The 13,282-nt window shown below is 45.1% G+C and carries 10 protein-coding genes; 8 read left to right on the top strand and 2 right to left on the bottom strand.

What is annotated here, in order from left to right; all coding sequences use genetic code 11:
* Positions 1-246: 246 nt before the first annotated feature.
* From hutC to R7H07_RS04270, 6 genes are all read left to right on the top strand, one after another.
* Positions 247-954, top strand: coding sequence for a histidine utilization repressor (hutC, locus tag R7H07_RS04295; RefSeq protein WP_054700691.1), 708 nt, complete (start codon positions 247-249; stop codon positions 952-954).
* 129 nt (positions 955-1,083) lie between these two features.
* Complete coding sequence (hutI, locus tag R7H07_RS04290) at positions 1,084-2,334, top strand: imidazolonepropionase (protein WP_170897139.1); 1,251 nt, start codon at positions 1,084-1,086, stop codon at positions 2,332-2,334.
* A 1-nt stretch (position 2,335) separates the two neighbouring features.
* A complete protein-coding gene (gene hutG, locus R7H07_RS04285) occupies positions 2,336-3,346 on the top strand; it encodes a formimidoylglutamase (RefSeq protein ID WP_170897140.1) in 1,011 nt (336 codons plus the stop codon).
* A 73-nt stretch (positions 3,347-3,419) separates the two neighbouring features.
* Positions 3,420-5,117 carry a urocanate hydratase gene (gene hutU / locus R7H07_RS04280; RefSeq protein ID WP_054578031.1) on the top strand — a complete coding sequence of 566 codons (1,698 nt, stop codon included), beginning with the start codon at positions 3,420-3,422 and terminating at the stop codon, positions 5,115-5,117.
* A gap of 11 nt (positions 5,118-5,128) precedes the next feature.
* On the top strand, positions 5,129-6,664 hold the full coding sequence (gene hutH / locus R7H07_RS04275; protein ID WP_065274405.1) for a histidine ammonia-lyase: 1,536 nt from the start codon (positions 5,129-5,131) through the stop codon (positions 6,662-6,664).
* A 335-nt stretch (positions 6,665-6,999) separates the two neighbouring features.
* A complete protein-coding gene (locus R7H07_RS04270; protein WP_017821813.1) occupies positions 7,000-7,725 on the top strand; it encodes a DUF3581 domain-containing protein in 726 nt (241 codons plus the stop codon).
* Positions 7,726-7,835: 110 nt separating this feature from the next.
* On the opposite strand, the gene R7H07_RS04265 is transcribed toward R7H07_RS04270, so the two are convergent.
* Both R7H07_RS04265 and R7H07_RS04260 read right to left on the bottom strand, forming a co-directional pair.
* Positions 7,836-8,297: a methyltransferase family protein gene (locus R7H07_RS04265; RefSeq protein WP_005377951.1), complete on the bottom strand. Its 462-nt coding sequence runs from the start codon at positions 8,295-8,297 to the stop codon at positions 7,836-7,838.
* A 73-nt stretch (positions 8,298-8,370) separates the two neighbouring features.
* The gene (locus tag R7H07_RS04260) at positions 8,371-11,406 is read right to left on the bottom strand and encodes an FAD-binding and (Fe-S)-binding domain-containing protein (RefSeq protein WP_206959118.1); all 3,036 of its coding nucleotides are present in this window, start codon (positions 11,404-11,406) and stop codon (positions 8,371-8,373) included.
* A gap of 261 nt (positions 11,407-11,667) precedes the next feature.
* On the opposite strand from R7H07_RS04260, the gene R7H07_RS04255 reads away from it, so the two are divergent.
* Both R7H07_RS04255 and R7H07_RS04250 read left to right on the top strand, forming a co-directional pair.
* Entirely contained in the window at positions 11,668-12,348 is a 681-nt protein-coding gene (locus tag R7H07_RS04255) for a DUF3334 family protein (RefSeq protein ID WP_005388843.1), read from the top strand.
* 208 nt (positions 12,349-12,556) lie between these two features.
* Entirely contained in the window at positions 12,557-13,252 is a 696-nt protein-coding gene (locus R7H07_RS04250) for a DUF2786 domain-containing protein (protein WP_005377954.1), read from the top strand.
* Positions 13,253-13,282: the final 30 nt, after the last annotated feature.

The following is a 13,282-nucleotide window of genomic DNA, read 5'->3' as shown; positions in this document are numbered from 1 at the left end:
TTTTCCTTTTTTAGCGACTTTTCTTCTAATAATCGTTTGTTTACACAATTGTTTTCTGCTGTGCAAGCAATAGACCACAAGAAAATGCTTGAATTCAATCATCAAGCCAAATAATGCTCAACAGCAAGAGTCATTCAGCTCTGCAATAGGATTGTTCGGTCACTAAGCGGTACATTCGTCGAGAAATGTTTGCAATTTGTACCTAAATTAAGCAGTATTTGTATAGTCAAATAAAGGAAAATGATTATGTCTGCACCACTCTACATTCAAATTAAACAATTTATCCTGGATAAAATTGAGGCTGGAGAGTGGGTAGTTGGTCATCGCATCGCCACCGAGATTGAGCTTACCGAGCAATTTGGTGTCAGTAGAATGACAGTGAACAAAGCAATTCGGGATTTAGTTAATGAGGGCCGATTACAACGTCGCCCACGCTTAGGCACGTTCGTGTGTGATCCTGGTGAAAAGTCAGAATCTCCCCTGCTAGACATTCGAAACATTGCCGAAGAAGTCAGCGATAGAGGGCGAAAGTATGGCAGTAAAGTGCTCAAACAAATTGCCATAAAAGCAGATGACAACATTGCGACAAAACTCGGCGTTATGCTAGGCACGACAGTGTTTTACAGTGAAATTATTCACTATGAAGACCAAACGCCGATTCAATTGGAGCTCCGCTGGGTGAATAGCCAATATGCCCCGAGTTATTTAAATCAAGACTTCACACAAATCACTCCAAATCAATACCTGTCAAATAATTGCCCACTCAGCGCGATAGAACATACTGTAGAGGCAATTGTGCCTGAAAGCCGTATTAAGCAAGACTTAAAAATGCAAGCCAATGAACCTTGCCTTCTCTTGAATCGCAGAACGTGGAGCCAAGATAAATTAGTCAGTACCGCCCTACTTTATCACCCTGGTAACAAATATAAGCTGAGCTCAAAAGTGCTAATTTAAGGACAAGATTTGTCCTCTAGATCTACGTTTTGATCACATTTTAGCAACATCAATCTTGTCAGTGTTCTTATTTTGCTCTATTTATTTGTATATACATTTAATGATACAAATAAACACAGGGACACAAACATGGATTTGCTGATTGAAAACGCACGTCTAGTTACCATGCAATCGGGAGAATGCGGATACCTTCCAACGCCTCCAGCGCGCATTGGTATTAAATCTGGAAAAATCGTTGCGATCAGTACTTGTGCCATTGGTGAAGACGCACCGCAAACCGAGTCTCTGCTGCCTGCCCAACATTACGCTCAGAGTATCGACCTTCAAGGCAAGTTAGTTCTGCCAGGTTTGATCGACTGCCACACTCATCTTATTTACGCGGGCAATCGTGCCAACGAATTTGAAATGCGCTTAAACGGCGTGCCATATCAAGAAATTTCCAAACAAGGCGGCGGGATTCTCTCAACGGTACATGCGACGCGTTCAGCAACCGAAGCGCAATTAGTTGAGTTAGCGTTGCCACGTTTAGACGGGCTACTCGCGAGCGGCGTCACTTCTGTCGAAGTGAAATCAGGCTATGGATTGACACTGAATGATGAAATAAAAATGCTCCGTGCCGCCAAAATGCTAGAGCAAGAGCGCAAAGTTAAAATCACCACTACACTTCTCGCCGCTCACGCTATTCCGCCAGAGTTTCAAGGTCGTGCAGATGATTATATTGAGCACATTTGTCAGGACATAATCCCTGTTGTCGCAAAGGAAGAATTAGCTACGAGTGTCGATGTTTTTTGTGAATCGATTGGTTTCAATCTTGAACAAACAGAAAAAGTGTTTGTAGCTGCAAAACGCCACGGCTTAAAGGTTAAAGGGCATACTGAGCAACTTTCTAATCTCGGTGGTACAGCCCTCACTGCGCAATACAACGGTCTGTCAGCGGATCACATCGAGTTTTTAGATGAGCAAGGTGTTAAAGCACTTGCTCGATCAAACACCGTCGCCACTCTATTGCCTGGCGCTTTTTATTTTCTAAGAGAGACTCAGTTACCACCGATTGAGTTATTGAGAGAGCATAACGTGCCGATGGCAATTGCTACGGACGTCAACCCAGGTACATCACCATTTTCTGATCTCACACTCATGCTGAATATGGCGTGCACGCTATTTCGCCTTACACCGCAAGAAGCACTGCGTGGTGTAACGCAACATGCAGCCAAAGCTCTGGGTTATCAAAACTCACGTGGCGAAATCAAAGTAGGGTTTGATGCGGACTTCTCTATCTGGGATATCGAAAGCCCTGCGGATTTAAGCTATCAAGTCGGAGCAAAACGTCTGGTAGGTCGTATAGTAAATGGTGAATACATTTCACACGGAGGCCAATAATATGTCTCAATTCGACCTACACTCTCCCCTATTTCATTGGCAAGGCCGTCATGATGCCGAGGACGGCAAGCTTGGTCAGCGAATTCATCACGTTGTTCAACGCCAAAAAGCAGATGAGTTGAGTGCCGTTGCGCATGGCGTCTCATTACTCGGTTTTGCTACCGACGCTGGCGTTGCGAGAAACAAAGGACGCATTGGCGCGAAAAAAGCGCCAGACTTAATCCGACGAGCACTCGCTAATTTAGCATGGCACCAAGACGCCCCACTATATGACTTAGGTACTGTGGTGTGTGAAGACGACTTACTGGAAGAGAGCCAAGCTCTATGTGCAGCAACCATTTCAAGCGCACTGCCCCATACGCCAGTCATCGTGCTGGGTGGTGGGCATGAGATTGCGTGGGCCTCGTTTTCCGGCTTAGCGGAATATTTTAAAGCGCACCATCCAGAGAAGAAGCCTAAAATCGGCATTATCAATTTCGATGCGCATTTCGATTTGCGCGCATTCGAGAGTAACCTCGCCGACATAAGACCGAGCTCTGGTACACCCTTCAACCAAATTCATCATTTTTGTCAACGTAACGATTGGGACTTTCATTACGCTTGTATTGGTGTAAGCCGCAGTAGCAACACTAAAGCGCTATTTGAAAAAGCAGATGCGTTAAATGTTTGGTATGTAGAGGACAATCAGCTCTGCTACTTAAACCACAGTTATCACTTAACTCAGCTTCAGCATTTTATTGACGACTGTGACCACCTCTATTTGACCATTGATCTGGATGTATTTCCTGCCGCAACCGCACCTGGAGTCAGCGCACCAGCAGCTCGGGGAGTGAGTTACGACACAATTGCCCCCTTTTTAGATCGAATTCTTCATTACAAAAATAAGTTAATGCTGGCTGATATCGCCGAATACAACCCAAATTATGACGTCGATAGTCAAACAGCACGATTAGCTGCCCGTTTGTGTTGGGATATCGCCAACGCAATGGCGGAAAAACAGCACAAACCATAATGCATCCCAGATGCCACTGATTATTACGACCAAGCAAGTACTTGGTCATCACGAGAAACTAAAGGAGTCTGAAATGACACAGCGCCAGGGACAAGATCCACGACTTGATACAAGCAGAACAATTCGTGCACCTCACGGAGATAAACTGCGCGCAAAATCTTGGCTAACCGAAGCCCCTCTTCGTATGCTGATGAACAACCTTGATCCTGATGTTGCAGAACATCCACATTCACTGGTTGTATATGGCGGCATTGGCCGAGCAGCGCGAAACTGGGAATGTTACGACAAGATTGTTGAAGTACTTGAAAGACTCGAAGATGACCAAACGCTTTTAGTTCAATCAGGCAAGCCTGTTGGTGTTTTCCCTACTCATAAAAATGCCCCACGCGTGCTTATCGCAAACTCAAACCTTGTTCCGCATTGGGCAAACTGGGAACACTTCAACGAGCTCGATAAACAAGGCTTGATGATGTACGGCCAAATGACCGCTGGCAGCTGGATATACATTGGCTCGCAAGGTATCGTACAAGGCACATACGAAACGTTCGTATCTGTTGCAAAAAAACACTTTGACGGTGAAGCAAAGGGCCGTTGGATTCTAACAGGTGGTCTCGGTGGCATGGGTGGTGCTCAACCTCTCGCTGGTACAATGGCGGGCTTCTCCATGATTGCAGTAGAGTGTGATGAGTCACGTATCGATTACCGCCTACGTACAGGCTATGTCGATAAGAAAGCGACTTCTTTAGATGAAGCGCTAGCTATCATTAAAGAGTCAGACACACCAGTATCGGTTGGTCTACTAGGTAATGCAGCAGACGTTTTCTCTGAGCTGGTAGAACGTAATATCACGCCTGATGTAGTAACAGACCAAACGTCTGCACACGACCCGCTCAATGGCTATTTACCACAAGGCTGGAGCATGTCTCACGCAGCAGAAATGCGTTTGCAAGATGAAGCAATGGTCGTAAAAGCAGCGAAAAAATCCATGGCTGTGCAAGTTCAAGCGATGTTAGAGCTGCAAAATCGCGGCGCCGCAACACTCGACTACGGTAACAACATCCGCCAGATGGCCTTGGAAGAAGGCGTAGAAAACGCATTTGATTTCCCTGGCTTCGTTCCAGCCTACATTCGTCCTCTATTCTGTGAAGGTATCGGTCCTTTCCGTTGGGCTGCTCTCTCTGGCGATCCTGAGGACATTTATAAAACCGACCAAAAAGTAAAAGAGCTAATTCCAGATAATCCGCACTTACATAACTGGCTAGATATGGCTCGCGAACGCATCCAGTTCCAAGGTTTACCTGCGCGTATTTGCTGGGTTGGTCTTAAAGATCGTGAGCGTCTTGGTCAAGCATTCAACGAAATGGTGAAAAATGGCGAACTTAAAGCGCCCGTTGTCATTGGTCGAGATCACTTAGACTCTGGCTCTGTAGCAAGCCCGAACCGTGAAACCGAAGGTATGATGGACGGTTCTGACGCCGTATCAGACTGGCCATTATTAAACGCGCTACTCAACACGGCGGGCGGCGCAACTTGGGTTTCACTGCACCACGGCGGTGGCGTAGGTATGGGCTTCTCGCAACACTCAGGTATGGTTATCTGCTGTGACGGCAGTGAAGATGCCTCACAACGTATTGCCCGCGTGCTGCATAACGACCCAGCAACTGGTGTCATGCGTCATGCTGATGCGGGATACGATATCGCTAAACAATGTGCAGCAGAGCAAGGGCTAGATTTGCCAATGCTCAACGAAGAACTGAAGAAGCTCAAGTAAGGATGAAAGAGATGTTAAATTTAACGCTAAAGCCAGGTCATATTAGCTTAAACGAACTACGCCAAGTGAGCCGTTCACCAGTCAACCTTACTTTGGTTCCTGAAGCCATTCCGGCCATTGAAGAAAGCACACAGGTCGTAGACCGAGTCATCGCGGAAGATAGAACGGTTTACGGAATTAACACTGGTTTTGGGCTATTGGCTAACACACGAATAGCACCAGAAGATTTAGAAACACTGCAACGCAGTATCGTTCTTTCTCATGCGGCAGGTATCGGTGAGTTTATGTCAGATGAAACGGTTCGTCTGATGATGGTATTAAAAATCAATAGTCTGTCTCGTGGCTTTTCTGGGATTCGCCTAAAAGTCATTAATATGCTGACCGACCTAGTCAACGCACAAGTTTACCCTTGTGTACCTAAAAAGGGCTCTGTTGGCGCATCAGGTGACTTAGCTCCTCTAGCCCATATGAGCACTGTATTACTGGGAGAAGGACAAGCTCGCCACAACGGTAATATCATTTCCGGGCAAGAAGCATTAAAAATCGCAGGTCTAGAGCCTATCACTATGGCGCCAAAAGAAGGCTTAGCGCTACTAAATGGGACTCAGGCATCCACAGCGTTCGCATTGGAAGGCCTGTTTATCGCGGAAGACCTTTTCGCGTCAGCAACCGTTTGTGGTGCAATGTCTGTTGAAGCCGCTCTCGGCAGCCGACGTCCATTCGATCCGCGCATTCACCGTGTACGTGGTCATCGCAGCCAGATGGACGCAGCACTCGCATACCGTCATTTGTTAGACACATCGAGTGAAATAGGTGATTCGCACACTAACTGTGAAAAAGTGCAAGACCCGTATTCTTTGCGCTGTCAGCCTCAAGTGATGGGCGCGTGTTTACAGCAAATCCGCAATGCGGCGGAAGTATTACAAGTAGAGGCGAATTCCGTATCAGATAATCCGTTGGTGTTTGCTGAAGATGGTGACATCATCTCTGGCGGTAACTTCCACGCGGAGCCTGTTGCAATGGCAGCCGACAACCTAGCACTTGCGATTGCCGAGATCGGCAGCTTGTCTGAACGTCGTATGGCATTACTTATCGATAGCGCGCTATCAAAACTGCCACCGTTCTTAGTCGACAATGGTGGTGTGAACTCTGGTTTCATGATTGCTCAGGTTACCTCCGCTGCGTTAGCAAGTGAAAACAAAACACTCGCTCACCCAGCGTCAGTAGACAGCTTGCCAACATCTGCAAACCAAGAAGATCACGTGTCAATGGCAACATTCGCGGCTCGCAGATTGAAAGAAATGGGCGAAAACACTCGCGGTATTCTGGCGGTCGAATACCTCTCAGCAGCACAAGGCCTAGACTTTAGAGCGCCAAACAAGTCCTCTGAGCGTATTGAGATTGCGAAACAAATGTTGCGTGAAAAAGTATCGTTCTACGATAAAGATCGCTACTTTGCTCCAGACATTGAACAGGCAAACACTCTGCTTAAGCTGGCTATCCACAACACGCTCATGCCAGAGAGCTTGTTACCCAGTGTTCAATAATTAAGTACAACTGGCATTTCACCGAATAAAAAGATGATGACTTGAAGGCTCTACGTTCTGCGTGGAGCCTTTTTATATACGATTAAACATATTGATGGCACTATTTATGAACACCTGTCTACTTTGATGGCTATACTTTACAAGATAGGCGAGCGAAAAGGTCGTTGTTTATTGTTTTAACAAATAAAAGCGTTGCTAAAGTATGCGTTTTTAACGGTTTATCCGCCGAAATAGTGTCTTATTGTTAGGATACGGTGAAGTTTTCACTGGATGGACCATTGCTACGCAGATATTCGCATATAATCCCACACAGTTTTGGTTACTACGTAAAAATTATGTTTCTAACACCTTATTTTTCAAACACTAATCACCAGTTTCAGTTCACTCGCGAACAAGCAAGCCACTTTGCAAAACGTGTCGCAGGTGACTACAACCCAATTCATGATGAAGACAACAAACGCTTTTGTGTCCCTGGGGATTTACTTTTCGCTGTGCTTCTTAGTAAAGAAGGCGTTAGCCAAAAGATGCGTTTTAACTTCTCTGGCATGGTAAACGATGGTGTAGCACTTCATATTGAAAATAAGTGTGACAAAGAAAGCGCTGTTGTTGACGAGGCAGGTAAAGAATACTTACACATGTCCCGTGAAGGTGAAACTAACCACGATCCGGCATTTATTGAGCATGTAGTGACAAATTACGTGCAATTTTCTGGTATGAACTTCCCCCACATCATGGTTCCTCTTATGGAAGAGAAGCAAATGATGATTAACTGCCAGCGTCCATTAGTTATTTATGAAAGCATGGAAGTCGAATTTTCACGCTTAGACCTTACGCATCCAGAGGTGGATTTCACTGGCGCAACATTCGACGTAGAAGGAAAACGAGGTGTAGTCACCTTAAACTTTGCGTTCAAAGAAGACGGTGAAGTCGTTGGTAAAGGTATTAAGCGCATGGTTGCAAGTGGCTTGAAGCCATATGACCAAGAAGCGGTTGACGACCTTGTACGCCGCTTTAATGAACGTAAGGATGCATTCCTAGCAAAGTTCGTTAAGGCAGCCTAGTCGACTGCCCTATCAGAAGCGCACAAAAAACGTGTTTACTAAAAGAAAGCCCAACGTCGACCGTTGGGCTTTCTTTTTATGTCTCATCCAAACAAAACTAAACGCAATGCTTAGAGCCAACGACGAACATGGTTTTTATAATCCACATACTCTTCACCAAACAATCGCTCTAAAACGCGTTCCTCAGGCTTGATTTGAAACCGATTCATATAACTGACAAATATCACGCCACAAAGCACCACACTCAAGTGCTGCCACCACAAACCAGTTGCTATGATTAGAAGCAATAATGCCGTGTACATAGGGTTGCGTGAAAAGGCAAACACACCAGTTCTTACAACAGAAGATGCCGCTTCAGGTTTTACTGGGTTCACTGTGGTTTTTACCTTGCGAAATTCATACACGCCAGCAATGCCCATGTAGCCAGACAACAAAGTTAATACACCTACTACAAATTCAACAAAGGGTACTCGAATGTTCATGCTCGGCGTCAAAACTTTAAGTCCGTACATCAAAAGTATGACTAGCAAAAACACCACAACAGGTGGGACTTTGAGTTCAAGTTTTCTCAAGATTCATATCCTTTGAAAGGGTCTAAATACGGTTTCTAAAAAGCCCAGTAAAACTGGGCTTGATTTAGTCCGATTACAACAAAGTTAACAGCGCCTGAACGGGATGCTTGGGCTTCGTTCCTTCAAAGCGTTTAACTTGGCTGCGGCAAGAATAGCCTGTAATCAAACATCTCTCGTTATCCAACTTATCTAAGCTTGGCTTCCAGCTTAAATTGTAAATATCTTTCGACATCGACAACTTATCAACCTCATGACCAAACGTACCCGCCATACCACAACAACCAACAGGTACCGTATTCAAAACTGCACCAAAGTGAGCAAAAATAGCGCCCCACTCTTTTTCCGCATTTGGCATTTTGGTTTTCTCAGTACAGTGCGCAAACAGATACCAAGGTTCCTGCGCCTTATGCTCTCCGCTTTCAAACGCTTCTAGTCTTGGGTAAAGCCATTCGTGGGCTGTTAGTACATCGAAATTACCTCGCTTACTGCCAAGCACTTCAGCGTATTCATCTCGATAACACAGCACCAAAGCAGGATCGACGCCAACTAATGGAATATCCAGATCCGCTACCATCGCCAAGAACTTCGCTGTGTCGGCTGCTGTGTCCTTAAACTGACGTAAAAACCCTTTAATGTGTTGTGCTTTACCATTCGGCTTAAACGGCAGAAGCACCGGATTCATACCCAGCTTTTTCAATAACTTAACGAAGTCTTCAACGACATCAGCGTCGTAGTAACTAGTGAATGGGTCTTGAACAATTAAAACATGCTTGCTCTTTTCAGACGAAGACAAACCACTGAGCGCTTGCAGATCATAAGGCGTTGTCAGCGACTCTACTCGTTGTTTCAAGGTGGGTACTGATAACAACGGCGCATCGACATACCCGACCGTAGATGCCGTTAAACTTTTCACCCACGACTGCTTCAAAACACCATTTACGACACCTGGCGCTTTTGCCATCATCGGCAGCATAGTCTCAATGTTCGCAACCAGATAGTCTTTTGCAGGACGTTGATAACGAGAGTGATAGATGTTTAAAAAGCGTGAGCGAAAACTCGGAACATCGACTTTAATCGGACACTGGCTCGCACATGCTTTACACGCCAAACAACCATTCATCGCTTCATACACTTCGTGGGAGAAATCGTATTCGTGACGACGATTGATAGAATGACGTACACGGTCAATCATGGTTTTGATTGATGTTCTGTTTTCTAGCGTTTGCTTTTCTAAGTCAAGGATATCAATGCCTTGTTCAGTGAGCTGACGCAACCACTCGCGAACCAAACCCGCACGACCTTTCGGTGAATGACGACGATCGGCTGTTACTTTCATCGATGGACACATTGGCGAGCTAGTATCGTAGTTAAAACACAAACCGTTACCGTTACATTCCATCGCTTGTTTAAAGCTGTCACGTACTTGAACGTCAATCTGACGGTCATAGTAACCACGTTTGGTATCGGTAACTTTGACAAGCTCTGCATCACTATCCAGCGGTGTACAGATTTTGCCCGGGTTCATTTTGTTGTGTGGATCGAATGCCGCTTTCACACGTCTCAGTTCAGTAAACAACTCGTCGCCGAAAAACTCAGGGCCATATTCTGAACGGAAACCTTTGCCGTGTTCACCCCACATCAAACCACCGTATTTCGCCACCAGCTTGACCACTTCATCAGACACTTCGTGCATCAATGCTTCTTGGTGCGGGTCACACAAATCCAACGCAGGACGTACGTGAAGCACCCCAGCATCGACGTGACCAAACATGCCGTAATTCAGAGACTTGCTGTCTAACAGCTCTCGAAACTCTACAATAAAGTCCGCCAGGTTTTCTGGTGGCACACAGGTATCTTCAGCGAATGCGACCGGTTTAGCACGACCTTTTGCTGCGCCTAACAAACCCACCGCTTTTTTACGCATGTTGTAAATACGCCCAATGCTCGCTACATCATTACAAACTTGGTAGCCGATAATGCCCGCTTCTTCTGTTTCCAACATGGTATCGAGCTTGGCGGTCAACGCTGCAACCTGAGCAGCAACTTCCTCTTCGTCCTGACCTGCGTATTCCACCATATTGATGCCAAGCATCTCTTTATTTGGAACATCGGTAAGTAAATCGCTCACGGTGTGCCAAACGATATCTTGCTTCGCGAGATTAAGCACTTTTGAGTCAACGGTTTCTACAGACAGCGCTTTCGCCTCTACCATAAACGGTGCATTACGCAGTGCAGAATCAAAGCTGTTGTATTTAACGTTAACCAAAGTACGTGCTTTCGGAATTGGCGTCAGGTTAAGCTTTGCTTCGGTAATAAATGCCAATGAACCTTCCGCGCCGCATAGTACTCGTGTGATATCGAAACGGTCGTCGTCTTCATTCAAGGCATTTTTTAAATCGTAGCCCGTTAAAAATCGGTTAAGAGAAGGAAACTTATCTACGATCTGCTGGCGTTTTTCACGACATACGGATTCCGTTACTCGTAGCGCCTTGGCAGCAAACTCGCCTTCTTTTGGGTAGCCGTTGGACAGATCTGATTCTAAAACTGAGCCATCAGCAAACACCGCTTGTAGCGACAAAACATGATCGGATGTTTTCCCGTATTTCAGAGAACCTTGACCAGAAGCATCGGTGTTGACCATGCCGCCAATCGTTGCACGGTTACTGGTAGATAAGTCTGGAGAGAAGAAGTAGCCATAAGGGCGAACTGCGTCATTTAACTGGTCTTTCACTACACCAGTTTGTACACGAACCCAGCCTTCTTTCTCATTAATCTCAAGCACTTTGTTCATGTGGCGAGACATATCCACCACAATACCTTTGGTTAGCGACTGACCATTGGTCCCCGTGCCGCCACCACGAGGTGAAAAGGTAATTCGTTCGTACTTTTCTTTATTGCTCAGTTTCCCGAGGAGAGAAACATCTTCTGTCGTTTTGGGATGAACGACAGACTGAGGAAGTTGCTGGTAAACACTGTTGTCAGTGGCAACCGCTAGTCGACTTGAATATTGGCTTTCGATATCACCAGTGAATCCGGCGTGCTCAAGCTCTTTCAGAAAACTAAGAACAAGAGGATCGACATCAGTTTGCGAGTGTAATCTTGGTAACATTTGCTTCCTGCCCCTACGACGCTGATCCGATCAGCTGCGGGTTGTGTAATTATTTGCTCACTTCTCATACAAATTGGCGCTAAGCGAAAAAACACCACAAAAGAGTTAGTGAAGTAATATTCTTTGAATTTCGTCACTTTACAACATTTAAAAAGACGAGCAAATCAGAATCTCGATACAATAATTAAACTTATGCTTTATTTTTTCACGCTTGATGCCTTACATTGGGGAACGAATCGCGTTTCTAGATGAGTTTTCAGAATGAAAAAAAATAAAATTGTGACCACTGAAGATATCCTTCTCAAACTTTGCCAGTCTGTTTCTGGCGTACTTACTTCGGCGACATCTTCTCAAGTAAATTATTCAGCAATGGTGCAAAAAATCCACAAGACTAGCCTCAAACCAGATTTTGGCTGTTTTGTTCTGTTTGATGGCGGATTTACCGGGCTAGTTGTGATTAATTTTACGGCAAAAGCCGCACTGGAGATCTACACCAACTACATGCGTAATATGGGCATGCCAGAAGAAGAACTGGCAATATCTCATACTTCTGACGAGGTAGGCGATGTTCTGGGTGAACTCATGAATCAACTGGTCGGAGACTTCACTAATAAAATTCGTAAAGACCTGCAAACGAACATCACACAAAACCAACCAAAAATGCTGGCGCTGAATAAGCAAGTTATCTTACAAGTTGATACCAACCTTGACCGCCCTCAAGCGCGCAGAGTGACGTTCTCCACCGAAAACAACAATATTTTCTATCTCGAGCTAGCAATGGATAAAACTGAGTTCATCCAACTGGAAGAGTTTGAAGTTGCTGAAGACGAAAACCCAGACGACATTTTAGAGGCAACACGTAAACAGTTGGCTGAGAAAGAATCTAAATCGTCGGGATCAAACGATGATGCCGATGACTTGCTCAACCAGCTCGGGTTGTAATTCTAACGAATCTTAATGAAGAATGGCTTCTTAGACACAAGTACGGCTTCATACTGATTACGACGAACTAAAACGCCAGCCTCGCTTAATGCGAGGCTTCTTTTTATGTGCAGAAATTATCTTCAGTCCCACCTTGTATTTCGTTTTTATGTCAAAAAAGGTAATATATCTGACTTCATAAATTTTCTGCTTTCGTTACTGGTTGTCGATGGATAAACAAAAAGCTCTGAAAAAAATCGCCAAGTGCTTAGAACTGGGCAATTCCGCTAATGTTAATGAGGCTGCCAATGCTATCAAAATGGCACATCGCCTCATGCTTAAATATGGTCTCGATAAAGACGATATTGAGTTCATCAGAATGGGAAAAACACAATCTTCTCATCTGCTACCAGCGAACATCAGTTCTACCATATTGCGAGTGATTCGCGGCATTAACACAAAATTCGGTGTCGAAGCAGTATTGTTGAATCACAAAGGGCTCAAACGTGTCGAATTTATCGGTGAAGCAGATCGCGCTATTTTTGCTGCATTTGCTTTCGATATTGTTTATCGCGAGATGAACGAAAGTACCGGACAATTCCGAAACAGCTTTGCTGGCACCGGCACCTCTTCTCAGGAAGTGACTCGCCGTGTGAACTCATTTGTATCTGGCTGGGTGGAAGGCGCGATTGAAAAATTGCCAATTATTTCTCCAGATGAAGAGTCGGCCAATAAAATTAATGACTATATTGATAAAGAATTCCAAAACATTGACCGCGAAACGTTCAAGAAGCAATTGAAAGAAGCGATGAAAAACCTAACTGAAGACTACGAAGTGGGCTTAAAGAAAGGTAGAAAGGTTTCAGTTAACCGTGGAGTGGGCGGCGAACAAGCACGCAAAATGTTGGGCGATTCATCGAAATAGCCAGAATAGTAAAGGATTCACATAAGCAGC

This window comes from Vibrio sp. Vb1127 (assembly GCF_033338735.1).
GTDB classification, from domain to species: Bacteria; Pseudomonadota; Gammaproteobacteria; order Enterobacterales; family Vibrionaceae; genus Vibrio; species Vibrio alginolyticus.
This window is presented reverse-complemented; position numbering and strand designations above follow the sequence as displayed.

What these genes read in the sequence shown, in the direction of transcription:
- hutC (WP_054700691.1), top strand. Translation starts at nt 247, where the DNA reads ATGTCTGCACCACTCTACATTCAAATTAAACAATTTATCCTGGATAAA.
- hutI (WP_170897139.1), top strand. Translation starts at nt 1,084, where the DNA reads ATGGATTTGCTGATTGAAAACGCACGTCTAGTTACCATGCAATCGGGA.
- hutG (WP_170897140.1), top strand. Translation starts at nt 2,336, where the DNA reads ATGTCTCAATTCGACCTACACTCTCCCCTATTTCATTGGCAAGGCCGT.
- hutU (WP_054578031.1), top strand. Translation starts at nt 3,420, where the DNA reads ATGACACAGCGCCAGGGACAAGATCCACGACTTGATACAAGCAGAACA.
- hutH (WP_065274405.1), top strand. Translation starts at nt 5,129, where the DNA reads ATGTTAAATTTAACGCTAAAGCCAGGTCATATTAGCTTAAACGAACTA.
- R7H07_RS04270 (WP_017821813.1), top strand. Translation starts at nt 7,000, where the DNA reads ATGTTTCTAACACCTTATTTTTCAAACACTAATCACCAGTTTCAGTTC.
- R7H07_RS04260 (WP_206959118.1), bottom strand. Translation starts at nt 11,406, where the DNA reads ATGTTACCAAGATTACACTCGCAAACTGATGTCGATCCTCTTGTTCTT.
- R7H07_RS04255 (WP_005388843.1), top strand. Translation starts at nt 11,668, where the DNA reads ATGAAAAAAAATAAAATTGTGACCACTGAAGATATCCTTCTCAAACTT.
- R7H07_RS04250 (WP_005377954.1), top strand. Translation starts at nt 12,557, where the DNA reads ATGGATAAACAAAAAGCTCTGAAAAAAATCGCCAAGTGCTTAGAACTG.